This is a genomic window from Clostridium estertheticum (genome assembly GCF_018861295.1).
Taxonomy (GTDB): domain Bacteria; phylum Bacillota; class Clostridia; order Clostridiales; family Clostridiaceae; genus Clostridium_AD; species Clostridium_AD estertheticum_D.
The window spans coordinates 26809-50529 of sequence record NZ_JAHLDM010000013.1; the positions used below are offsets into that span (position 1 = coordinate 26809).

Here is a 23721-nt window from a genome sequence, read left to right on the forward strand (position 1 = left end):
GTAGTTTATGATAATTCGTCATTTATATTCATTTTAAATTAGTATATAAAAAAAATTAAAAAAACTTATTAGATTGTCTAATATGGGTTATAAAAATCAGAATAATAGCTAGAAGACTAGAAATATGTTATAATTAAAAAATATGAGTGTTACGAATATTTAAATTATAAAATTATAAATTTGAAGTTGATAAAAATGAAACATATTTATTTATATATCAAAGACCTATAAAGTCAGAGTTAAATGAAGATTAATCAGCCTGAATATGCTCATATCACTAATAAAGGGTGGTTTCTTAGATGCAATATAATCATGGAAGAAAGTTGTTGTTTCCAATTTTCAAGAAGATTCATAACAGGATATTAGTGATTTGTGACATTTAAAGTTCAAGACAGCCACTTCCAAAGGAGAAAAAATGTTATTCGAAGATTTAAATCTTATTACACCAATAAAAAAATCATTAAATGATGAGGGATATGTGGAACCTACACCTATACAAGAGGCCTCAATTCCTAGCATATTAGAAGGTAAGGACTTTCTAGGCTGTGCTCAAACAGGTACTGGAAAAACTGCAGCATTTGCTATTCCTATACTACAAATTCTTTGTGGAAAACAAAAGGTTATAAAAGGACCCAAAAATATTAAAGCTTTAATACTCGCACCGACAAGAGAACTTGCAATTCAAATTGGAGAAAGTTTCGATTCGTATGGTAAGTACATGAATCTTACTAGTACTGTAATTTTTGGAGGAGTATCACAAAAAAAACAAACTGATGCGTTAAAAGATGGAGTAGATATTTTAATTGCAACCACTGGTAGATTACTTGATCTTATGCAGCAGAGATTTATAAATATACATCATGTTGAGATGTTTGTACTTGATGAGGCAGACCGTATGCTTGATATGGGATTTTTACGTGATGTAAAAAAAATAATAGCCCAATTGCCTAAGATTAGACAGACTATGTTATTCTCAGCAACTATGCCTGGTGAAATCTCAAAGCTTGTAGATAATATTCTTGTGAATCCAGTTAAAGTAGCAGTAACACCTGTTTCGTCAACTATAGAACTTATTGAACAAGCAGTATATTTTGTAGATAAAAAAGATAAAAAATCATTGCTTATTCATTTGTTAAAAGATAAATCTATAGTTTCTGCTTTAGTATTTTCAAGAACAAAACATGGAGCGAATAAAATCACTAAGGATTTAAACAATGAAGGTATAGAGGCTCAAGCTATACATGGTAATAAATCACAGAGTGCGAGGCAGCTTGCTTTAAATAATTTTAAGCAGGGAATAACAAGAGTACTCGTTGCTACAGATATTGCAGCAAGAGGGATAGATGTAGATGAACTATCTCATGTAATTAATTTTGATTTACCAAATATTCCAGAGACCTATGTTCATAGGATAGGAAGAACTGGAAGAGCAGGACTTGGTGGAATTGCATTATCATTTTGTGATGTAGAAGAAAAACCATTCCTTAAGGATATTGAGAAGGTTATAAAAAAATCAATACCAGTAATAGAGGATCATCCTTATCCTGCAAGTAATACAGTGGTAATAGCAAGTAAGGATGATGCAAAGAAAGTGTCTACTGGAAAATCACGTTCTAATGGTTATGCTAGACGAAACGGAAGAAATCAGCAAGGGAGATCACAATCTAAAAACACGGGAGCAACAAGATAAATAGGATAAAAAGCATAAAGCCAATGATTATTTTTAAATAATCATTGGCTTTACTACTCTGTATTTTAAGTTTCATACAGAATTAATTAGTAGTCTCCATTTTTAGCCCTAGCAATACTGCCTGCGCCTAAAATTATAAATAATTTATTATTTAACATAACTAACATCTCCCTATTATAAGTTTAATGTTTGCTTGTCGACTACAATAATAGTATATCTCATAATTAAAAAAGTATACATCAATAAAAAATCAAAAATTAATATTATTAATAAGGGGGTTAGAAATTATGATTTTTACATCAGAAGATAATGTTATATTTAGTTCTATTGTAAAGGAATTTGATTTGAACGATTCTATTGTAGAAAAATCAGAAGAATTAAAAAACTTAGTTGAAAGCTTAACTAATTATAGAATGGACATATGCAAACTATTTAAGATGCAAAAGTTTAAGCGTGAATCTTTAGAATTGAATAAAAAAGAACTTATTGAAAGTATAAATTTAAATAAATCTAGAATTGTGGATAATGAAAAGAATAAAATAGAGCTAAGAGATAAGATTAAAGTTAATAGGAAAAATATTAAAGAAGTAAAACTTTATATAAAGGAATTAGAGAATAATCTTAATGAAGAAAAGCAACAAAGCAGAATATTATATGGAGCACTTAATATTTTTCTGAGTAGAGAAAGATTTAAAATTATCAAAAAATTAGTTGTTAGGGAATATAAAAAAGTTTATTCAAATTATTCTAATGAGTTAAGTATAAAAACAAAAATAAAACAATGTGATGAAAGAAAAAATAAAATAAGAAAAGAGAGAAGTGATTTTAATAATAGGATAGATAGATATAATAGAAAAATAACCATTTATAAATCAGCATTAGCAGAAATAAGAAAAAGTACTTTAAGTATGTCGAAAAATAATGATTTATCTACTATAAAGATTGAAAGAGTGATAAATTACATAAAATTAGAAAATAACTTTAGAATAGAGGTTTATAATTATAAAATATAAAAACATCAAGAGGATAAGTTAAGACCATCTTCATAATGTTTTTATTGATTTTTAATTAAGAAACCATTTTATTTAAAAGCTTTTTCAAATATATTATTAACAATACTTTTAGAGGTAACTCCCTCATGAACCTTTATGCCATCAACATAATAAGTAGGTACATAATAGTATGTATATTGTTTTGCTATATCAGGCTCTAGCTCTTCGTCGATTATTTTAATTTCAATATCAGCATATTGTGGATTTTGTTTTTTTATATTTTCCATCCAACCAAGTGCTTTTTTGCAGTATGGACACCATTCAGTTACAAACATAATTATTGGTTTCATTTATTTTCACCGCCAAACTTTCTATTTAGGATCTAATATTATTAGACGCATTAATATTATACACCATTTTTCTTATGCTTAGGGCATTATAGTAAATTATAAAAGCAAAACTTTAAATTATATTTATTTGTAATTAAAATAGAGAGTTATAAACAAAAAAAATTATAATTATAATGATTAATGTTATTAGGAGTAATTAATAGAAATAAGTTAAAAAATTTGCTATAATGAACTAGTCGAAAAATAATTTATTATTTTGATATAAGTAGGAGAAAATGTAGTACATATTGAAGGCAACTAATAAAACAAAATGAAGGAGTATTTTAAATGCAATCGATAAAGCAGTTATGGAGGAAAGAGTCAGTTATAAAAATAATGTTATTTTTAGTATTAGTATTATTCGCGTATTTAATAAGATCCATTTTTGATTTAATTTTATTAACTTTTATGATTACTTATTTAGTGAACAGTATGCAAAGTTTATTAGTTTGCCAAATCAACAAAATTATAAAAGTAAGTCCAACTATTATTACGATAATTATATATGTGTTTATTACAGCAACTATAGCCCTCCTAGCAGTAAAATATATACCATTAGCAATATCTGAAAGTTTACTTATTTTAGACAAGATGGAGTATATTGATTTTGCGAAAAGCACAAAAGGTGTTATGCCTTATCTATCACCAATAGTTAATCAAATTGACATAGCAAGTTATGCTAAATCAGGTATTCAAAGTATTATGCTTTTGGTAACAAATTTAGGCAAATGGAGTATTAATTTTTTTATGGCACTCCTATTAAGTCTAGTATTTATATTAGAAAAGAAGAGTATTTTAAATTTTGTCCACAAGTTTAAACATAGTAGAGTATCGGGTGCATATAATTATTTTAGTTATTTTGGAAACAACTTCTTAAATTCTTTTGGTAAAGTAATCCAGGCTCAAATAATGATAGCAATTACAAATACTGTATTATCAATTATAGGACTTACTATAATGGGTTTTCCACAATTATTTGCTCTTGCATTTATGATATTTATTTTAAGTCTTGTACCAGTGGCTGGAGTATTTATTTCTTTAATACCATTATGCTTAATTGCTTTAAAAATAGGTGGGGTAGTTAAAGTTGTATTTGTGCTTATTATGATTTTTGTGATTCATGCGATTGAAAGTTATATTTTAAATCCAAAGTTTATGTCTGATAGTACACATCTTCCAATATTTTTTACTTTTGCAACATTAATAATATCAGAACATTTTATGGGGACATGGGGTCTTCTACTAGGTATACCAATAGTTATATTCTTATTAGATTTAATCGGAGTGAATCTTAGCGAAAAAAGTAAACCTAAATTTACAGACGATTAATTATGTAAGACACACACACAAGGTACTTTAGTTCATTCTTTGGAAGGTAGTGATTTTGTGGCAATAGAAAATATGCAGTCTATATTAAAATGTCCTGTTTGCAATTTAAGTCTTGAAAAAAATGAAAAACAATGCGTATGTTTAAATAATCATAGTTATGATATATCTAGTAAAGGATACATTAATCTTTTATTAGCTAATCAAAAGAAAACCAAGGATCCTGGAGATAGTAAGGAAATGATGGAAGGTCGTAAAGATTTTTTAAATAGAGGGTATTATCACACTTTTTCAGATAGACTTAATGAGATAATAATATCGAATATAAGTGAAAAAGATGTAAACATACTTGATGCCGGGTGTGGAGAAGGATATTTTTTATCGAGACTTAAGGAAGCAATATATGCAAATGAATCTAAATGTCTTTTAAGTAAGTTATTTAATTTTTTTGGGGTAGATATATCGAAATCCGCAGTTACTTATGCAGTTAAGAGGGATAAAGAAATAAACTTTATAGTAAGCAGTAATTTTAATTTACCCATAATGACAAATACTATAGATGTCATTATTAGAAATTTTGCACCTTCTGATGATCTAGAACTTAAAAGGGTTCTAAAAGATAATGGAAAATTGATAGTTGTAACACCTGGGATTGAGCATTTATATGGTTTAAAAGAGATATTATATGTAAATGCTAGAAAACACGCGGAAAAAGAAACAACTTTTGAGGGTTTTAAATTAATGGAAAAATCAGAAGTTAAGTATGACATTCATTTAGAAGATAGGGAAAGTGTAAAAAATCTTATAAGAATGACCCCCTATTATTGGACTTTTGACAATGCTATGAGAGAAAAAGCGATTGAGACTTCTAAACTTTCAACTGCACTCCATTTTAATATAAGTGTATATGAAAAATGTCGTTAAATCATCTCCTACGGAGCTGCGATATTAATGACTTCAGAAGGAGATTTATACTCCTTCTGAAATTTTATATTAGTTAGGGTATGTAACTCTCACTTATATAAGTGGAAGACTTTCCTTCTGAAATGTCATTAAAGTATATTACGAGAAATTAAAATGAATAACTGGATGTAGGACTATCCTACAATCAGTTATTTTGTTTTAAAATATAATTAAGTAATAGATTTTATTATAATTGATGTATTGATAAGGGTTAAGATGATATAATGTTAATGTATTTGATAAATAAAAGATTAGAGGTGTTATCATGACTAATGATGAAATGTATAAACGAATAATTGCTATGACTAGTATTAAAACTGCAAAAAGTTTTATTAAAACTTATGATATAAGTAAAAGTGATTTAAGCAAGCTTTGTAAAAAATTCAATATATTTATAGAAGGTAAAGCTACTAAGGATGATATGATTGATAGATTTTTAGGTGAGACATTGGGTAAAAAACTAAAAAACAAGGTGATTAACAAGTACAATATTAGATAGGTTTTTCAAAGATGTAATTTTATAAATAGGATAAGTGTATAAATAACTTTATTTAATAAAACAATACCTATGAGGTGAATTTAATGAAGTTATTTATACCAGATATTGCCTATATGGACCCGAAATTATTAAAATATGAGGAATCGAAAAAAATAATAAAATATCTAGAAGAATTAAAGGTACCTATAGTTAATTCAAAAAAAGTTGTAATAGACTCTGGGTCTCCCGAGAAAAACTATGTAGCAGCTAAAAAGACTGTTCTTTTTACAACAAATGGTCAAAGAAAATTAGTGAGTTGTAAACCATCCGCAGATTACCAATTTTCACTTTCAAGTTCATGCCCTGCAAATTGCGAATATTGTTATCTGCAAACTACTCAAGGTGAGAAGCCTTTCATGAAAATATTCCTAAATATTGAAGAGATTTTAGAAAATATACAAACTTATATAGATGCTAACTTGCCAAGTATTACTTCTTTTGAATGTGCTAGTATAACTGATCCAATTGCACTTGAGCATCTAAGTGGAAATTTAAAAAAATGCATAGAGTTTTTTGGGAGGAGTGAGAAGGGAAGACTTAGACTTGTAACAAAGTTTGATGATGTTGATCCATTTTTAAAACTAAAACATAACAAACACACAAAATTTAGATTTACTTTAAACACGCCTTATGTAATAGACAATTTTGAACATAATACTTCAAGTTTTAAAGAACGAATAGGCGCAGTCAAAAAAATAGCTTCTTCTGGGTATCCAATAGGATTTATAATTGCACCCATTATGATATATGATAATTGGAGGGCGGAGTATAAGGAACTATTTGAAACATTAAAAATAGCTCTTGCAGATTATCATGAGGAAATAAGTTTTGAACTTATTCAACATAGATTTACAAAGGCTGCAAAAGAACTTATAGTGCAGAGATTTGAAAATACTAAGCTTGATATGGATGAAGAAAAAAGGTTGTTAAAATGGGGACCATATGGAAAATTCAAGTATGTATATAAGAAACCAGAGAGCGAGGAAATAAAGAATTATATCTCAGAACTGATAAACAATAATTTTGATTTGGTAATAATTGAATATTTCACTTAATAATTAAAATATTTTAGTAATTTAAATAATAAACATGAATATCTATGTCTTCATGTTTATTTATTTTTTATATTTAGCATTTTTAATATTAGGTAGCTTATAATGATAATTTTAAAGGCAATTTTGATATTCCATCTTTCACAAGTTCTAAAAACTTTTCTCTAGGCATGTAAACGGCGCCTAAACTTTCAAGATGATTTGTATGAACCTGACAATCAATTAAAGAAAATCCCTTGTTTTCTAGTACTTTACCAAAGGTAATAAAGGCAACTTTAGATGCATTATCCATAGTAGAAAACATTGATTCACCAAAAAAACATTTTCCTATGCTTATGCCATATAGTCCACCAACTAATTCATCATTGAACCAAGTTTCTACACTGTGGGCATAGCCAAGCGTGTGAAGTTTGCAGTAAGCTTCAATCATTTCATTTGTAATCCATGTGCCAGCCTCACGCCTGAGATTTGAACAATTAGATATAACATCCCTAAAGTGAGTATTAAAGGTAACTTTATATATATTCTTTTTAAGTGTTTTTTTCATAGAGTGGGAGGTTCTTATATCTTTTGGATAAACAATAAATCTTGGATCTGGTGACCACCAAAGTATTGGTTCATCATCTGAGTACCAGGGGAATATTCCATTAGAATATGCAAGTAATAATCTCTCTTGCGATAAATCTCCATCAATGGCGAGTAATCCATCATCATCTGAAAGAGATGGGTGAGGGAATATTAATTCATTTGATAATCTATAAACTGTCATAATAACTCCTTTCAGGATATAACCTATAAACCTTATTATATACTATCTAAATCAATCTTACATGCTTTTACATTGATAGACATAAAAATTTGATTAAAAAGAAAGTTATGGAGCATCATAAAAAAGAGGAAAACTAAAATAAATATTGAAGTAGTATAAATATTGAAGTAACATAAATATATAATCAAATGAAAAATTATAGTGAATTGTTGAGAGGATGTTTTTATATGAAATTGTCTTATAAGGAAAGAATAAATAATGTGAAACCAGTAGTTGTTGTGAGTAGATGCTTAGGCTTTGAAGCGTGCAGATATAATGGTCAGATGGACGGCTGTCACTTAGTAGATAAATTAAAGGAATATGTGGATTTTATAACGGTTTGCCCAGAGATACAAATAGGACTCGATACACCTAGGGAAGCTATAAGGATTGTTAAAGAAGATGAACTATCACCTGTAAAATTAGTGCAACACGTTACTGAGAGGGAATTAAGCACGGAAATGTTTGAATTTGGAGAGGAATTCCTCAAAAATCTTCCGAAAGTCGATGGATTTTTACTGAAAAGTAAATCCCCATCTTGCGGCATAAAGGAAGTTAAAATTTATAAAAGTGCACAAAAGGGTTCATCATCGGTTAAAGGAAAAGGATTATTTGGTGAACTAGTAATAAATAAATTTCCTAGTGCCGCCATCGAGGATGATGGAAGGGTTAAAAACTATAATATAAGGCAGCATTTTTTAACAAAATTATATATTATGAAGAATTTTAGAGTTATAGAAGAAAGTATGCTTATAGAAGATTTAGTTGAGTTTCATAGTACAAACAAGCTTCTTCTTATGTCATACAACCAAAAGCAACTAAAAATACTCGGGAGAATTATAGGTAGCCATGGGGAAGTAAGCGCAAAGCAAGTTTATGAAGAATATGCAATAAACCTTAATCTTGCCCTTAATAAGTTACCAAGATATACATCTAATATAAATGTGCTTATAAAATCTATGGGATATTTCTCAGATAAGTTAACACATAGAGAAAAAGAATTTATTTTAAATACAATAGAACAATACAGAGAAAGTAAAATACCTTTTAGTGTTCCACTTTATGTTATAAAATCAAATGCTATACGTTTTGAAGAGAAAAATCTTATCAATCAAACTTTCTTTGAACCTTATCCGCTTCAATTAGATAATGTTACTGATTCTGGAAAAGGTCTAGATAAATAATAAAACAAATATAATTTTATGTATAATTGTGATATATTTTTAATTTATTGAATGAATAATCCTTTGTTTGGACATAATTCCAAATAAGGAGGGGAAATATGAAAAATAAAAAAATTTTATATTCACTTTTAACAATAATCTTAATAGCTTTTGTTTGTGCCAATTATTCTCTAATACATTATATGAACAAAAATGATTTAAAACTTGAAGCTTGTGGCAATTTACCATATTTAAAATTTACATCTAAAGCTATTGAAAATGGTAATTCATTACAAACATCTGTAACCACTAATTTGGCTAGGGTAACAACAGACACAAAATTCATTTTTAAGATTAAATATAAAGATAATGTAGTGAGAAATATGGTACTTGAAAAGTATTTTAATAGTTCGAAAGTATTAATTAAAAAAAATAAAGAAGAACTTAATGAATATTTTAAGAATCAAGGTTACACAGTTTTTAATATGAGTACTGATGAAGTGGTTTTTGTTAATAATAGCAATAGATATAGTTATAAAGCCAATAGATATTTTCTAGGTGTGTATAGCGACATGGTAACAATATATAAAACAGATGAAAATGGAAACATAGCAGCGAGTAAACTATTTAATGCTAACGTTTATTCAGCAGATGGTAAACAGCAAAAATATGATTTTGAAGCTATAGACAAAGGCGAATTACAACATATTAAAATAATCGACCTGAAAGAAAAAGATGGACTAGTGGAAGATCTTATTCGCGGTAGAAAATATAGCAAAGATGATGATACTAAAAAAGATGTGGAAGATAGCGAAGAATATGAAAAAGGAGAATTCAAATCTCCAGCAAAGGCTTTTGATTATGCTATGGGTCTATTAAAGTCATGATAAATTAATTTGAAATGTCGTTAAAATAATAAAATATGTATTATGTCATTAGGAAATATATTTTCTAAAAGGATAAAACTTTAAGAAATGTATTTTTCTAATAAAAAAGCCTTAAGAAATATGTATCTTAAGGCTTTTTACCATATTTTTTTATTTTCATGTATCTTATTTATTGAATTAATAACGTTTAGGTGGTAAAGTAATATATGTTGCTATAAAAATATAAGGATAACAATTAATAATTAGCATCCTAAAGGAAGCAGCAAGGAGGAAGTATTATGTTCGAATATATAAAAGGCATTTTTGTAGGTTTTAATAAAGACTATATTATACTTGACAATAACGGTATGGGTTATAGAATATATACTTCTGGAAGTACTATGGCTAAGATGCCTAAAACAAATGAAACGGTATTATTATATATAAAACAAATTGTTAGAGAAGATTTTATTGGTTTGTATGGGTTTCTAACAAAAGATGAGATAGAGATGTTTAGCCTTGTAATTAGTATAAATGGGGTTGGGTCAAAAGCTGGTTTATCATTACTTTCTATTTGCAGTGTAACAAATTTAAAGTATGCTATTGTATCAGGTGATGAAAAAACTTTAATCCGGGCACCGGGTATAGGCAAGAAAATTGCTCAAAGAATAATTTTGGAACTTAGAGAAAAGATACATCTTGAGCAGTCTACCACTCAAGACCTATCACAGAATTCAGGAATGAATTTAATAGAAGATAGAAAACTTATGGAGGTTTTGGGTGCTCTTATTTCACTAGGATATTCTGAAAAAGAATCGGAAAAGGCAATGAGTGCTGTAAGTCATGAACAATCACTTGAAAATATAATTAAAGATTGTTTGAAATATTTAATGAACTAAGGTGGGAATATACTATGGATGATACTCAGGAAAGAATTATTACTTCGTCTATCACGCAGGAAGATGTGGATGCAGAGTATTCTCTAAGACCTCAAAAACTTGGAGAATATATTGGTCAATCCAAAATAAAAGAAAAATTAAGTATATTTATTAAAGCAGCTCAAAATAGAGATGAAGCTCTTGATCACGTGCTTTTATATGGACCACCAGGCCTTGGTAAGACAACTCTTGCGAATATTATTGCGAAAGAAATGAAAGGTAATTTAAAAGTAACTTCTGGACCAGCAATAGAAAGAGCGGGGGATTTAGCAGCTATTTTAACTAGCCTTAGTGACTATGATGTGCTTTTTATTGATGAAATACATAGACTTAACAGATCTGTAGAAGAAATTTTATATCCTGCTATGGAAGATTATGCACTTGATATTGTTATAGGAAAAGGAGCATCTGCAAAATCCATAAGACTAGATCTTCCAAAATTCACACTCATTGGTGCAACTACTAGGATTGGGTTATTAACTGCCCCACTTCGTGATAGATTTGGAGTGTTAAGTGCTATGGAATATTATTCTCAAGGTGAGTTAAAAGAAATAGTAATACGTTCAGCAGCTATTTTGAAAGTAGATATTACGAGTGATGCTGCGGTGGAAATTGCAAGACGTTCAAGGGGGACTCCAAGAATTGCAAATCGTTTGCTTAAAAGGGTAAGAGATTATTGTGATGTTAAGGGAAATGGAATTATAGATCTTAATATAGCAAAATCTGCATCAGAACTCCTTGAAATAGACGACGAAGGTTTTGATAGGATAGATAACAAAATGCTTGAAGCTATTATAGATAATTTTAATGGTGGACCAGTAGGTATTGAAACATTATCTTATTTTGTAGGAGAAGAGATAGGAACACTTGAAGATGTTTATGAACCATATCTAATTCAAAAGGGGTTTATAATAAGAACACCAAGGGGACGAATAGCTTCTAAAAAAGCATATCAACATTTAAATAGACCACAAAAGACATAAAAAGCAAAGAAACTTAAATAATTCATAATATTAATTATGATAGACATAAAATTTAAATGATTTTTGCATAAAGAAAGGGTGTAATATTTTGAAAGTAAAGGATTTTTATTTTGACTTACCAAAGGAACTTATAGCGCAGCATCCACTTGAGAAAAGGGATGAGTCAAGGCTTATGGTAATTAATAAAACTAAAAAAGAAATAGAGCATAAACATTTTAAGAATATAATAGATTATTTAAATCCAGGTGATTGTTTAGTATTAAATGATACTAGAGTATTGCCAGCAAGGCTACTTGGAGTTAAAGAGGGAACAGGTGGTAAGATGGAATTCTTACTTCTTAAAAGAATAGACATTAACAAGTGGGAAACTTTAGTTAAGCCTGGTAAAAAAGCAAAGATAGGAGCAACCTTTATTTTTGGTAATGGAGAGCTTAAAGCAACTGTTATTAGTGATTCAGAGGGTGGAAGCAGAATCGTTGAATTTGAATATGACGGAATTTTTGAAGAGATTTTAGATAAACTTGGAGAGATGCCACTTCCTCCTTATATTACTGAAAAATTAGAAGATAAAGAGAGATATCAGACTGTATACTCGAGAGAGGAAGGATCAGCCGCAGCTCCAACTGCTGGACTTCATTTTACAAAGCAGCTACTTGCACAAATCAAGGCTAAAGGCGTTAAAATTGCTTTTGTAACATTACATGTAGGTCTAGGTACTTTTAGACCTGTAAAAGCAGAAGAAGTAGAAGAACATGAAATGCATTCAGAACATTATATGTTAAATAGTGAAACGGCGCAGGTAATAAATGAAACAAAGGAAAATGGTGGAAGAATAATTGCAGTAGGTACAACTTCTAACAGAACGCTTGAAAGTATTGCAGATGATAGTGGAAGAGTATGTGCGAAATCAGGATGGACAGACATTTTTATATATCCAGGATATAAGTTTAAAATTGTTGATGCATTAATAACTAACTTTCATTTGCCAGAATCTACATTAATAATGTTGGTTAGCGCTTTTGCAGATAAAGATTTAATTATGGGAGCATATGAAATAGCGGTTAAAGAAAAATATAGATTCTTCAGTTTTGGAGATGCAATGTTTTTATATTAAAAAATAATAGTAAATAAAGAGCTAACTCGTAATTAGTGTATAGAAAGTGGGTTAATTATGTATAAATTACTTAAGAAAAGTGGTAAAGTAAGACGTGGTGAATTTACAACACCTCATGGTATTATTCAAACACCGGTATTTATGAATGTAGGTACACTAGCCGTAATTAAAGGTGCCGTATCCACTATGGATTTAAAAGAAATTAACTGCCAAGTAGAATTGTCTAACACTTATCATTTACACTTAAGACCAACAGATACGGTTGTGCGTAAAATGGGAGGACTTCATAAATTCATGAATTGGGATAGGCCTATTCTTACAGATTCAGGTGGTTTCCAAGTGTTTTCTTTATCAAAAATGAGAAAGATTAAAGAAGAAGGCGTTTACTTTAATTCTCATATTGATGGGAAAAAAATATTCATGGGTCCAGAAGAGAGCATGCAAATACAAAGCAATTTAGCATCTACTATTGCTATGGCATTTGATGAATGTATACCTAATCCTTCTACCAAAGAATATGTTGTAGATTCAGTAGCAAGAACTACAAGGTGGCTCGAACGGTGTAAGATTGAAATGGATAGATTAAATTCTTTAAGTGACACTATAAATAACAAACAAATGTTATTTGGTATAAATCAAGGTGGAACATATGAGGATATTAGAATAGAGCATGCTAAAACAATTAGTAAAATGGACCTAGATGGCTATGCTATTGGTGGCCTTGCGGTTGGAGAATCCCACGAAGAAATGTATAGAATTATTGATGCAGTTGTTCCGCATTTGCCACAGGATAAGCCGATATATCTTATGGGGGTTGGTTATCCGAGTAATATATTAGAGGCTGTATCAAGGGGAGTAGACTTCTTTGATTGCGTATTGCCAGCAAGAAACGGAAGACATGGAAATGTTTTTACGAAAGATGGTAGAATAAATATGTTTAATGCTAAATTTGAGCTAGATGCTGGTCCAATTGATGAGGGATGCCAATGCCCAACATGCAAACATTATACTAGAGCCTACATAAGACATTTATTTAAAGCAAAAGAAATGCTCGCAATGAGGCTTTGTGTACTTCATAATTTATATTTTTATAATAAACTTATGGAAGATATTAGAGATGCTATTGATAATGATTGCTTTGAAGAATTTAAGGCTGAGAAACTTGCTCAGTGGAATGAAGGAAAATAATTATTTACTATAATATGATTATCCTATAAGATATATCTTTATAGGAAAATTATTTTATTATAAGTTAGAGAAACAATTATTGAAAGGAGGAGAAAATAGATGGGACAATTAGGAAGTGTGTTTACAATGGTATTAATGCTAGCAGTATTTTATCTAGTAATATTTATACCAGAAAACAAAAGAAAGAAAAAATATGCTGCACTTTTAAACAACTTAAAAGTAAATGATGAAGTACTGACTAAAGGCGGTGTGATGGGAAAAATCATCAACATCCAAGATGAGTATATTATACTAGAAAGTGGTCCAGACAGAACTAGAATTAAATTAGCAAAAAGTGGAATTGGAACTGTTATAAATTTAAATACTAATGAAGTAGTAGAGAAAAAATAGTAAATTATGTAATAAAACCCCTTTTCAAATCATAATTAATATTATAGAGTTCAATAAAAAAATTGTTTATTTATTGAAATTTATAGAAAAGGGGGGATTTACATGGAAAATAAAAAAAAGTATTCTTACGCTGGAGAAGGAGTATTTAGGGCTTCGATTTTAACCTTAATTATATTAGTTATTTATTCTATAGTAACAACTGTTTTACCAGCTAGCATGAAGGTTACATCCGTTTTTTATATTGTAATAACACTCGTGAGTGTACTTTACGGATCTATATTCGCTGCGAAAAAAGCAGGGGAAAAAGGTTGGCTAATGGGTATTATGGTTGCTGCGACTTACATGTTAATTTTGTACTTAGTTAAAGTCTTTGGTGGTGGAAGCGCTGCTATTGGGACGCGCGAAATAGTAAGAACGTCACTCGCTTTAGGTATAGGTACCTTATCAGGAATGCTTGGAATAAATTTATAAAATTACTTTATTTAGCTAGAATATTATGATATGATGTACAGGTCAACTTTATGATATGGAGGAATAAAAATGAAACATATAAAAACTATAAATGCAGCAACAATCAAAGAAAGTTTAAAAAAACCAGGATGCAAGGAATGTGCTAATTCATGTCAGTCAGCATGTAAAACTTCTTGCACAGTAGCTAACTTAGCTTGTGAAAACTAATAATGTTAACGGGGGCAGTAACTTAGGGTTACTGCTTTAAATTTAGTTAGGAGGAAGAAAATTGTCACTTATTCATAAATTTATCCAAGATAATGAACACTATGTAATTGATGTAAATTCTGGAGCACTACATATGGTAGATGAAATAGTTTATGATCTTTTAGATGAAAATGAACTTAGAAAAAAAGAAGATTTAATAGAAGATTTTAAAAATAAATATTCAATAGAAGATATTAGCGAAGTATATGACGAAATTCAAAGCTTAATTCAAGAAGAAACTTTGTACACAGGAGATTTATACAAATCAATTGCATTAAGTGGTGAAAAAGAAGAGCCATATATAAAGGCACTGTGTCTAAATATAATTCATGATTGTAACTTAAGATGTAAGTACTGTTTTGCTGACGAAGGTGAGTACCATGGCGCTAGAAAAGCAATGTCAGTAGAAGTTGGAAAGAAATCAATAGATTTTGTTTTAGAGAAATCTGGACCTAGAAAAAATATTGAGATAGATTTATTTGGTGGAGAACCACTTATGGCTTTTGAAATGATAAAAGAAATAGTTAAATATGCTAGGGTTCAAGAGAAAATTTATAAAAAATCCATAAGATTTACTATGACTACTAATGCCACATTGTTTAATGATGAGATCATGAAATATATGGATGAAAATATGGGCAATATAGTACTTAGCATAGATGGTAGAAAAGCTGTTAATGATAAGGTTAGAGTAAAGGTAGATGGAAGTGGTTCGTATGATAACATTCTTCCTAAAATTAAAAAAATGGTTGATATGAGAGATAAATCAAAGCAGTATTATGTTAGGGGAACATTCACTAGAGAAAATACTGACTTTTTTGAAGATATAAAGCATATGGCTGATTTAGGATTTGAAGAAATATCTATAGAGCCAGTAGTACTTCCACCTGAGCATAAACTTTCACTTAGAGAGGAAGATTTACCAGTGATATTTGAGCAATATGATAAATTATATGCAGATATGCTTAAGAGATATAAGGATGGGACAAGCTTTAAATTTTATCACTTTAATATTGATTTGAAGGGTGGACCTTGTGTATATAAGAGAATAGCAGGGTGTGGAGCTGGACATGAATATGTAGCGATTACGCCAGATGGTGATATATACCCTTGTCATCAATTTGTTGGTAATAAAGATTTCCTTATAGGAGATATATATACTGGGATTACTAATAAAAAGATGGTTAAAGAATTTAAAGAAGCCCATATTTACAATAAACCTACTTGCACAGAGTGCTGGGCTAAATTTTATTGTAGTGGTGGATGTCAGGCAAATAACTTTAATTTCAATGGAGATATGCATACACCATATGAAATTGGATGCAAGATGCAAAAAAAGAGGATAGAATGTGCTATAGCTTTAAAAGCACAAACTATGAATAAGTAAATTATATTTAGGTAAGATTGACTAAAATTGTTAATCATAATATAATTGCAGTTATGAGTAAACAGTGAGGGGGATAAACATGAAAAAGAAGAAAAGTACGATACTGTTTCTAATCAGTGTTTGTGTTGTTGGATTATTAGCATTTACAGGATTTCACGGATTTACAATAGGAGACTATAGGGTTAAACCATTTACTCAAACAATAAACAAAGGGTTAGACATACAAGGTGGAATTTCAGTATTAGAAGAAGTTAAAGGTGGAGCGGTTGATGCAAAAACTTTAGACAGGGCTATTGAACTTATTTCTATGAGAGTTAACAAAATGGGAATTAGTGAAACATTAGTTGCCAAAGAAGGTCTTAATAGAATTAGAATCGAAATACCAGGTAAATTTGATTCTAAAGAAATTCTTGATACGGTCGCTAAATCAGGAGAACTAAAATTTGTTGGTCCTGATAAAGTAACAATTCTTACTGGTAAAGATGTAAAAGACGCCACTGCAGCATACGGTCAAGATAATAAACCTGTTATAAATCTTGTACTTCATGACTCAGGAAAGACAAAGTTTGCAGCAGCAACTCAGAAATTTATAGGACAAGTAATTACTGTTTACATGGATGCAGATGTATTAACTGCTCCTAAAGTGCAAGTAGCTATTACCGATGGTAAGGCCGAAATTAATGGGTTTGCAACATTAGCAGAAGCTACAACAAAATCTCAAATTATTAAATCAGGAGCATTACCTGTATCTTTAAAAGCCGTTTCAGTTAAAACAGTTGGTGCTACTTTAGGTGAAGCAGCAATGGCACAAAGTATGAAGGCAGGAGTCGTAGCAATATTATTTGTATTCCTATTTATGCTTTTATATTATAGAGCACCAGGGGTTATTGCAAATATATCTTTATTGTTATATGTTGTTTTGGTTCTCGGAGCATTCTCAGCTATGAATGCTACTTTAACACTTTCAGGTATTGCTGGATTCCTACTTACGATTGGTATGGCAGTAGATGCTAATGTGTTAATATTCGAGAGAATAAGAGAAGAACTTAAAACAGGAAAATCAATAAAATCTTCAGTACATGCTGGTTTCCATAGAGCACTTCCATCAATATTAGATTCAAATATAACAACTATAGTTGCGGGTTTAGTGCTTTATATGATGGGAACGGGTTCGGTTAAAGGTTTTGCACTAACACTAGTAGTTGGTGTAATTATAAGTATATTTACAGCACTTACATGTACTAAATTTTTATTGAAATTAGCAGTTGAAATGGGACTAATAAGTAAAACATCTCATTTTGGCGTAAAGAGGGGGTAAACATATGCTAAAGATAGTTGAAAAGACTAAATTATGGTTTTCTATATCTCTAATTATAATTGTAATAGGAATGGGGGTCATAGCAACTAAAGGTCTAAATTTAGGTATAGATTTTAAAGGTGGTACAGCAATTACTATAAATATGAATCAAAAATTTGATAAGTCAGATGTAGATAAAATAATTGATAAACACGCAAAGGATGAATATTTATCCAAAACAATAAATGATGCTAAAGAAATCGAAATAACTGTAAAAAGCGATGCTCTTTCAGCTGATGAAACAGCAACCATGTTAAAAGAAATTAAGACACAATTTAAATCTAGTACTTTAGTTTCAGAAGATACAATTGGTGCATCTATTGGTTCTGAATTAAAGTCAAAAGCAGTGGTTGCTTTAATTGTTGCTATGCTTTTCATGTTAGTTTATGTCGGTTTTAGATTTGAATTTAAATTTGCAGCTTCTGCAATACTTGCATTAGTACACGATATTTTAATTACTATTACAGTATATGCAGTAGTTCAAATACCAGTAAATGCAACTTTTATAGCTGCTATTCTTACTGTAGTTGGTTATTCTATTAACGATACTATTGTTATATTTGATAGAATAAGAGAAAACCAGAGAATTATGAGAAAAGCAACTATAGAAGAGATTACTAATACTAGTGTTACACAAACAATGGCTAGATCAATAAATACAGTTGTTACAGTTTTAATTTGTATATTTTCGGTATGGGTATTCGTACCAGCTATAAGAGATCTTAGTGGTCCACTGTTAATTGGTATAGGAGTTGGATGTTATTCTTCAATCTTTATAGCAAGTCCTATGTGGGCATTTCTTAAGAAAAGAACTAAGAAAGTAACTGCATAATCGCAATTAATAGTTCGATTTAAACAATTAAAAACAAAGGACAGAGAAGTATGATGTATTAATTACTTCTTTGTTTTTTTTATTTTACATAATAGAAAACTACAATTATATATTTTCTATTAATATCGAGGAGTTTTTATGGTGGATTTTTTTAAAAACATACAAAAGAATAATAATGATTTTATAGAATATAACATGTATAATCCATTTTTATTAAAGGGAATGGAGGATGCATTAAAAAGGATTATAAAAGCGATAAATTATAGAGAAAAAATTGTCTTATATGGATTTTATGATGTGGATAGTATTACTGCAATATCTTTGTTGATGTTAGTTTTAAAGTTTGTAAATGCTGATGTTGAGTATTTTATACCAGGTGAACTTAGTGAAAATCGCGATTTAGTTGAAAAAGATATTACAGGTCATATAAAATATTTAGGACCTGGACTTATAATAACGTTAGGTTGTGGTACTAATTCTTTTAGTGAAGTAGAACTATGTAAAAGTATTGGGATAGATGTTATAATAACTGATTTTCACAAACCAATTAAACACGTCCCACACACTATAGTTGTCAACCCAAAGCAAAAGGGATGCAATTACCCATTTAAGGAATTATGCACCTGCGGGATGACGTTTAAACTAGCTCAAGCGATTTCAACTTACTACAAGATGAAATCTATAAACAAATATATGGATTTGGTAATGATAGGTACTATATATAGCAGGAAAAAGATTGAAAGTGAAAATAAAATAATAGTCGAAGAAGGTATAAAACAATTAAATTGTACAACTAATTATGGGATTTGTGCATTGATAAAAATACATAATATTAATATTATTAATGAGGCAACAGTTCTAAAATTAGCATCCACAGTAAAACCAACAATTAATCCTGTTGGAAAAATGGATAATGCTAAAATTGTTGTTGAGTTATTTATAACAACAGAGAAAAATAGGGCACTGCAAATATCAAAATATTTAGATAAGGAACTTAAAAATAGTATATAATGTTTAGTATATGGCAAGAGTAAAAATAATGTATTTTTTATGTATTTGTGTAAATTATTTAATTTAGGGGGATAACAATGGAACTTAAAAATAGTATTAGAGTAATAGAAAATTTTCCCAAGGAAGGTATTAGTTTTAAAGATATAACTACCATATTACAAGATGGAAAGGTTCTTAAGCAGACAATAGATGATATTGTTGAGTATTTAAGAGATAAGCAAATAGATGTTATAGTGGGACCAGAGGCAAGAGGCTTTTTATTTGGGGTACCTGTAGCCTATGCTCTTGGAGCAGGATTTGTACCAGTTAGAAAACCTGGTAAGTTACCTTATGAAACGCTGCAAATTGAGTATGAACTTGAATATGGAACTGATAAACTTGAAATACATAAGGATGCAATAAAGCCTGGACAAAGAGTAGTTATTGTAGATGATTTACTTGCTACTGGTGGGACAGTTGCAGCGGTAACAAAACTTATAGAACAAATGGGTGGAGATGTTATTTCTTTAAACTTTGTAATAGAGCTTACAGATCTTCATGGGAAAGAGAAACTTAAGGATTATGATATAATGTCTCTTGTAAAATATAATAGTTAGTCTAGTTTATTTAGTGAATAAATTAAAATTGCATAATTCTACAAATTACTATATAATATTAGTAAAAAGTATTGGCTGGTTATTTAACCAGCCTTTGATTTTAGGAGTGTATAAGCATGTTAGAAAAATTATTATCTAAGATTGAAAATAATTGTAATAATGTAGACAAAGACCTTATTATTAAAGCATTTAATTTTTCTTATGCTGCACATAAAGAGCAAAAGAGAGAATCTGGTGAACCATATATAGTTCATCCAGTAGAAGTAGCATGTATTTTAGCAGAAATGGGACTTGATACTAGTACAATTGTTGCGGGCTTACTTCATGATGTAATTGAGGATACAGTATATACTTTTGAAGATGTAAGCAGAGAATTTAATATAGAAGTAGCAAATTTAGTGGAAGGCGTTACTAAGCTTGGTCTCATAAAATATAAGACTAAGGAAGAGGAACAAGCTGATAATGTTCGTAAAATGTTACTTGCTATGGCAAAAGATATTAGAGTTATTCTTATTAAGCTTGCAGATAGACTTCATAATATGCGAACGCTTAAATATATGCCGATTGCAAAACAAAAACAAAAGGCAAAAGAAACGTTGGATATCTATGCTCCGCTGGCACACAGGCTTGGAATGTCTAAAATAAAATGGGAACTTGAGGATTTATCACTTAGGTATTTAAACCCAAATGAATATTATAATCTAGTAAGAAAAATTGCTGAAAAAAGAGTTGAGCGTGAAGATAACATTAACAATATAATGGAGGAATTAAAATATAACTTAAATATTGTTGGAATAGAAGCTGAACTTGATGGAAGACCAAAGCATTTTTACAGTATATATAGAAAGATGGTTACCCAAAATAAGACTATAGATCAAGTTTTTGATTTGACTGCAGTTAGAATTTTAGTTAATGATATTGGTAATTGCTATGCGGCTTTAGGGATAGTACATACAGTTTATAAACCAATTCCAGGAAGATTTAAAGATTATATTGCTATGCCAAAACCTAATATGTATCAGTCACTTCATTCAACAGTAATAGGACCACATGGAAAACCTTTTGAAATACAGATTAGAACCTATGAGATGCACAAAACTGCAGAGTATGGTATTGCAGCTCATTGGAAATATAAAGAGGGTACAGATCAAAGTGATGATAAAAATCTTGATTCTAAACTTTCATGGCTAAAGGATATTCTTGAATGGCAAGGAGAAACTTTTGATGCAGAAGAATTTATGGAAGGTTTTAAAATTGATTTATTCTCAGATGAAGTTTTCGTATTTACACCAAAAGGTGAGGTTATTAACTTGCCATTAGATGCAACTCCAATTGATTTTGCATATAGAATACATACAGATATTGGTAATAAGTGTATGGGTGCAAAAGTAAATGGAAGAATGGTGCCACTTGAATATCACTTAAAAACTGGAGAAATAGTTGAAGTTATAACTTCACCTACGGCTAAGGGTCCTAATATTGATTGGCTAAATATAACAAAAAGTAATCAAGCCAAGAGTAAAATCAAGGCCTGGTTTAAAAAGTCCAAAAGAGAAGAAAGCATTGAAAAAGGTAAAGAATTATTAGAACGAGAATCTAAAAGACAAGAATATAATTTTGGAGTGATTGCTAAGGGCGAAGCAATAGAAAAAATATATAAAAAATATAATTTTAGAAGTTTAGATGATTTATTTGCATATGTTGGAGTGGGAGATATTATGCCTTCAACTGTAGTTAATAGATTGAAAGAAGTTTATGAGAATAAAAACAAACAAGAAAATATGACGGTTGAGGATATTGAGGAAAAGATAACTAAGACTATAGGCAAAGATGATAAAAAGAAATTGGATTATTCAGGATTAATAGTTAAAGGTGAAGGAAATCTACTTGTACGTTTCGCTAAATGCTGTAACCCAGTTCCAGGAGACGAAATAATAGGTTATATAACAATGGGACGTGGAGTTTCTGTTCATAGACGTGATTGTAAAAACGCTAAATCTCTAATGAATAATGATGCAAATAAGGTGGTTGAAGTAAGCTGGGGAGCTTCAGAGGGGAAAGGTTATATTACCGAAATTCAAATTAAAGCAGATGACAAATATGGTCTATTATCTAGTATAATGGAGATAATAACATTAACTAAAACCCAACTTTATTCAATAAATGCAAAAACTTTAAAAAATAATGTTGCCTTAATAAATATAAAGTTAAAAGTTGCAGGTATAGATAATTTGAAAGAATTACAAAAGAAAATAGCTAAATTATCTGGTGTATTAGAAGTTTATAGGATTAAAAATTAAGAATTGTTTTATTTTATTTAGGAGATGTATTTATGAGAGCAGTAGTTCAAAGAGTTAAATCATCAAGGGTTGAAGTGAGTGGCAAAGTAGTTAGTGAAATAGGGCTGGGTTTAAATGTTTTAGTTGGAATATGCGATGGAGATACATTTGATGATATAAAGTACTTAAAGGATAAAATTTTAAATCTTAGAATTTTTGATGAAGATGATAAAATGAACAAATCTTTAATAGATGTTGGCGGAGAACTTCTTATAGTCTCACAATTCACATTATATGGAGATTGTAGGAAAGGCAGAAGACCAAGTTTTATGAGAGCCCTTGGTGGTCAGCAATCCGAAAAATTGTATTTAGAGTTTGTAAAACAGTGTTCAGAAGTAATAGGCGAAGTTAAAACTGGAGAATTTGGGGCGGATATGCAGGTTTATATCCAAAATGATGGCCCAGTAACTCTACTTTTAGAGAGTAAAAAAGATTTCTAGGAGGATTAGAATGGAAATTAAAAAAGTTATAGCAGGAATATATGGAGCCAATTGTTATATTGTAATGGATAAGAACACAAGTGAAGCGGTAGTGATTGATCCAGGTGGAGATGTTGATGATATTGTTAAAGTAATAAACAATATGGGTGCGAAAGTTAAGTATATACTTTTAACACATGGTCATGTAGATCATACATCTGGAGTTTGCGAACTTAAAGCAATAACAAATGCAATAGTTTGTATAAGCAAAAAAGATGATGATTTAATAACTAAAGGTGAGTATTTATTTGGACCTCTTATTAAAGGTGGTGCAGATAAATTATTAAGTGATGGTGATATAATAAAAATTGAAAACATTCAAATTACTTGTGTAGATACTCCAGGGCATACACCGGGTGGTATGAGCTTTTTAACAGGCAAATATTCGTTTACTGGTGATACACTTTTTGCAGGTTCTATTGGGAGAACAGATTTCGTAGGTGGAGACTTTAATGCTATAATTAATAGTATTAAATCAAAGCTTTTATGCCTTCCAGGTGACACATTGGTCTATCCTGGTCATGGACCTGGTAGCACTATAAATAAAGAAAAATTAAATAATCCATTTTTACAGGAGTAATATGGTGTATAATATATTAGAAT

The 23721-nt window shown here is 29.8% G+C and carries 25 protein-coding genes; 23 read left to right on the plus strand and 2 right to left on the minus strand.

The features are described from left to right. Positions 1-415 precede the first annotated feature (415 nt). Together KPL54_RS13625 and KPL54_RS13630 are read left to right on the plus strand one after the other, a co-directional pair. Positions 416-1690: a DEAD/DEAH box helicase gene (locus KPL54_RS13625; RefSeq protein WP_216107085.1), complete on the plus strand. Its 1275-nt coding sequence runs from the start codon at positions 416-418 to the stop codon at positions 1688-1690. Positions 1691-1977: 287 nt separating this feature from the next. Then, entirely contained in the window at positions 1978-2703 is a 726-nt protein-coding gene (locus KPL54_RS13630; protein ID WP_216107086.1) for a hypothetical protein, read from the plus strand. A 68-nt stretch (positions 2704-2771) separates the two neighbouring features. Here KPL54_RS13630 and KPL54_RS13635 read toward each other — a convergent pair whose 3' ends face one another. Further along, positions 2772-3032 (minus strand): thioredoxin family protein, encoded by a 261-nt coding sequence (locus KPL54_RS13635; protein ID WP_216107087.1) that lies wholly within the window; start codon positions 3030-3032, stop codon positions 2772-2774. A gap of 327 nt (positions 3033-3359) precedes the next feature. On the opposite strand from KPL54_RS13635, the gene KPL54_RS13640 reads away from it, so the two are divergent. From KPL54_RS13640 to splB, 4 genes are all read left to right on the plus strand, one after another. Then, complete coding sequence (locus KPL54_RS13640; RefSeq protein ID WP_216107088.1) at positions 3360-4400, plus strand: AI-2E family transporter; 1041 nt, start codon at positions 3360-3362, stop codon at positions 4398-4400. A gap of 57 nt (positions 4401-4457) precedes the next feature. Continuing rightward, positions 4458-5321, plus strand: coding sequence for a putative RNA methyltransferase (locus tag KPL54_RS13645; protein ID WP_216107089.1), 864 nt, complete (start codon positions 4458-4460; stop codon positions 5319-5321). Between the two features lie 304 nt (positions 5322-5625). Beyond that, complete coding sequence (locus tag KPL54_RS13650; protein WP_216107090.1) at positions 5626-5859, plus strand: hypothetical protein; 234 nt, start codon at positions 5626-5628, stop codon at positions 5857-5859. 83 nt (positions 5860-5942) lie between these two features. Next, the gene (splB, locus tag KPL54_RS13655; protein WP_216107091.1) at positions 5943-6953 is read left to right on the plus strand and encodes a spore photoproduct lyase; all 1011 of its coding nucleotides are present in this window, start codon (positions 5943-5945) and stop codon (positions 6951-6953) included. A 97-nt stretch (positions 6954-7050) separates the two neighbouring features. On the opposite strand, the gene aat is transcribed toward splB, so the two are convergent. Continuing rightward, the gene (gene aat, locus KPL54_RS13660; RefSeq protein ID WP_216107092.1) at positions 7051-7719 is read right to left on the minus strand and encodes a leucyl/phenylalanyl-tRNA--protein transferase; all 669 of its coding nucleotides are present in this window, start codon (positions 7717-7719) and stop codon (positions 7051-7053) included. Positions 7720-7946: 227 nt separating this feature from the next. Here aat and KPL54_RS13665 point away from each other — a divergent pair, with 227 nt between their 5' ends. The 17 genes from KPL54_RS13665 (at position 7947) to KPL54_RS13745 (ending at position 23698) form a co-directional block, all read left to right on the plus strand. Continuing rightward, the gene (locus tag KPL54_RS13665; RefSeq protein WP_216107093.1) at positions 7947-8942 is read left to right on the plus strand and encodes a YbgA family protein; all 996 of its coding nucleotides are present in this window, start codon (positions 7947-7949) and stop codon (positions 8940-8942) included. A gap of 98 nt (positions 8943-9040) precedes the next feature. Continuing rightward, the gene (locus KPL54_RS13670) at positions 9041-9808 is read left to right on the plus strand and encodes a hypothetical protein (protein WP_216107094.1); all 768 of its coding nucleotides are present in this window, start codon (positions 9041-9043) and stop codon (positions 9806-9808) included. A 278-nt stretch (positions 9809-10086) separates the two neighbouring features. Then, a complete protein-coding gene (gene ruvA / locus KPL54_RS13675; protein ID WP_216107095.1) occupies positions 10087-10686 on the plus strand; it encodes a Holliday junction branch migration protein RuvA in 600 nt (199 codons plus the stop codon). A gap of 14 nt (positions 10687-10700) precedes the next feature. Next, positions 10701-11708, plus strand: a complete 1008-nt coding sequence (gene ruvB / locus KPL54_RS13680; RefSeq protein ID WP_216107096.1) for a Holliday junction branch migration DNA helicase RuvB — start codon at positions 10701-10703, stop codon at positions 11706-11708. An 88-nt stretch (positions 11709-11796) separates the two neighbouring features. Then, on the plus strand, positions 11797-12822 hold the full coding sequence (gene queA / locus KPL54_RS13685; protein ID WP_216107097.1) for a tRNA preQ1(34) S-adenosylmethionine ribosyltransferase-isomerase QueA: 1026 nt from the start codon (positions 11797-11799) through the stop codon (positions 12820-12822). Positions 12823-12879: 57 nt separating this feature from the next. Beyond that, positions 12880-14010, plus strand: coding sequence for a tRNA guanosine(34) transglycosylase Tgt (tgt, locus tag KPL54_RS13690; protein WP_216107098.1), 1131 nt, complete (start codon positions 12880-12882; stop codon positions 14008-14010). Positions 14011-14109: 99 nt separating this feature from the next. After that, the gene (yajC, locus tag KPL54_RS13695) at positions 14110-14400 is read left to right on the plus strand and encodes a preprotein translocase subunit YajC (protein WP_216107099.1); all 291 of its coding nucleotides are present in this window, start codon (positions 14110-14112) and stop codon (positions 14398-14400) included. Between the two features lie 102 nt (positions 14401-14502). Next, positions 14503-14871, plus strand: coding sequence for a TIGR04086 family membrane protein (locus KPL54_RS13700; protein ID WP_216107100.1), 369 nt, complete (start codon positions 14503-14505; stop codon positions 14869-14871). A gap of 69 nt (positions 14872-14940) precedes the next feature. Then, on the plus strand, positions 14941-15078 hold the full coding sequence (gene scfA, locus KPL54_RS13705; RefSeq protein WP_071612985.1) for a six-cysteine ranthipeptide SCIFF: 138 nt from the start codon (positions 14941-14943) through the stop codon (positions 15076-15078). A gap of 61 nt (positions 15079-15139) precedes the next feature. Beyond that, complete coding sequence (gene scfB, locus KPL54_RS13710) at positions 15140-16504, plus strand: thioether cross-link-forming SCIFF peptide maturase (RefSeq protein ID WP_216107101.1); 1365 nt, start codon at positions 15140-15142, stop codon at positions 16502-16504. Positions 16505-16583: 79 nt separating this feature from the next. Next, positions 16584-17822, plus strand: coding sequence for a protein translocase subunit SecD (secD, locus tag KPL54_RS13715; RefSeq protein ID WP_216107102.1), 1239 nt, complete (start codon positions 16584-16586; stop codon positions 17820-17822). Between the two features lie 4 nt (positions 17823-17826). Further along, positions 17827-18693 carry a protein translocase subunit SecF gene (gene secF, locus KPL54_RS13720; RefSeq protein ID WP_216107103.1) on the plus strand — a complete coding sequence of 289 codons (867 nt, stop codon included), beginning with the start codon at positions 17827-17829 and terminating at the stop codon, positions 18691-18693. 138 nt (positions 18694-18831) lie between these two features. After that, complete coding sequence (locus KPL54_RS13725; protein WP_216107104.1) at positions 18832-19704, plus strand: DHH family phosphoesterase; 873 nt, start codon at positions 18832-18834, stop codon at positions 19702-19704. Positions 19705-19781: 77 nt separating this feature from the next. Further along, on the plus strand, positions 19782-20300 hold the full coding sequence (locus tag KPL54_RS13730; protein WP_071612980.1) for an adenine phosphoribosyltransferase: 519 nt from the start codon (positions 19782-19784) through the stop codon (positions 20298-20300). A gap of 116 nt (positions 20301-20416) precedes the next feature. Then, positions 20417-22600: a RelA/SpoT family protein gene (locus KPL54_RS13735; RefSeq protein ID WP_216107105.1), complete on the plus strand. Its 2184-nt coding sequence runs from the start codon at positions 20417-20419 to the stop codon at positions 22598-22600. A gap of 32 nt (positions 22601-22632) precedes the next feature. Next, positions 22633-23079, plus strand: coding sequence for a D-aminoacyl-tRNA deacylase (gene dtd, locus KPL54_RS13740; protein WP_216107106.1), 447 nt, complete (start codon positions 22633-22635; stop codon positions 23077-23079). Between the two features lie 10 nt (positions 23080-23089). Next, entirely contained in the window at positions 23090-23698 is a 609-nt protein-coding gene (locus KPL54_RS13745; RefSeq protein WP_216107107.1) for an MBL fold metallo-hydrolase, read from the plus strand. Positions 23699-23721 lie beyond the last annotated feature (23 nt).

Bases quoted from the DNA above. Each gene is read 5' to 3' on its own strand.
- KPL54_RS13625 (WP_216107085.1), top strand. From the start codon at position 416: ATGTTATTCGAAGATTTAAATCTTATTACACCAATAAAAAAATCATTA.
- KPL54_RS13630 (WP_216107086.1), top strand. From the start codon at position 1,978: ATGATTTTTACATCAGAAGATAATGTTATATTTAGTTCTATTGTAAAG.
- KPL54_RS13635 (WP_216107087.1), bottom strand. From the start codon at position 3,032: ATGAAACCAATAATTATGTTTGTAACTGAATGGTGTCCATACTGCAAA.
- KPL54_RS13640 (WP_216107088.1), top strand. From the start codon at position 3,360: ATGCAATCGATAAAGCAGTTATGGAGGAAAGAGTCAGTTATAAAAATA.
- KPL54_RS13650 (WP_216107090.1), top strand. From the start codon at position 5,626: ATGACTAATGATGAAATGTATAAACGAATAATTGCTATGACTAGTATT.
- splB (WP_216107091.1), top strand. From the start codon at position 5,943: ATGAAGTTATTTATACCAGATATTGCCTATATGGACCCGAAATTATTA.
- aat (WP_216107092.1), bottom strand. From the start codon at position 7,719: ATGACAGTTTATAGATTATCAAATGAATTAATATTCCCTCACCCATCT.
- KPL54_RS13665 (WP_216107093.1), top strand. From the start codon at position 7,947: ATGAAATTGTCTTATAAGGAAAGAATAAATAATGTGAAACCAGTAGTT.
- KPL54_RS13670 (WP_216107094.1), top strand. From the start codon at position 9,041: ATGAAAAATAAAAAAATTTTATATTCACTTTTAACAATAATCTTAATA.
- ruvA (WP_216107095.1), top strand. From the start codon at position 10,087: ATGTTCGAATATATAAAAGGCATTTTTGTAGGTTTTAATAAAGACTAT.
- ruvB (WP_216107096.1), top strand. From the start codon at position 10,701: ATGGATGATACTCAGGAAAGAATTATTACTTCGTCTATCACGCAGGAA.
- tgt (WP_216107098.1), top strand. From the start codon at position 12,880: ATGTATAAATTACTTAAGAAAAGTGGTAAAGTAAGACGTGGTGAATTT.
- yajC (WP_216107099.1), top strand. From the start codon at position 14,110: ATGGGACAATTAGGAAGTGTGTTTACAATGGTATTAATGCTAGCAGTA.
- KPL54_RS13700 (WP_216107100.1), top strand. From the start codon at position 14,503: ATGGAAAATAAAAAAAAGTATTCTTACGCTGGAGAAGGAGTATTTAGG.
- scfA (WP_071612985.1), top strand. From the start codon at position 14,941: ATGAAACATATAAAAACTATAAATGCAGCAACAATCAAAGAAAGTTTA.
- secD (WP_216107102.1), top strand. From the start codon at position 16,584: ATGAAAAAGAAGAAAAGTACGATACTGTTTCTAATCAGTGTTTGTGTT.
- secF (WP_216107103.1), top strand. From the start codon at position 17,827: ATGCTAAAGATAGTTGAAAAGACTAAATTATGGTTTTCTATATCTCTA.
- KPL54_RS13725 (WP_216107104.1), top strand. From the start codon at position 18,832: ATGGTGGATTTTTTTAAAAACATACAAAAGAATAATAATGATTTTATA.
- KPL54_RS13730 (WP_071612980.1), top strand. From the start codon at position 19,782: ATGGAACTTAAAAATAGTATTAGAGTAATAGAAAATTTTCCCAAGGAA.
- KPL54_RS13735 (WP_216107105.1), top strand. From the start codon at position 20,417: ATGTTAGAAAAATTATTATCTAAGATTGAAAATAATTGTAATAATGTA.
- dtd (WP_216107106.1), top strand. From the start codon at position 22,633: ATGAGAGCAGTAGTTCAAAGAGTTAAATCATCAAGGGTTGAAGTGAGT.
- KPL54_RS13745 (WP_216107107.1), top strand. From the start codon at position 23,090: ATGGAAATTAAAAAAGTTATAGCAGGAATATATGGAGCCAATTGTTAT.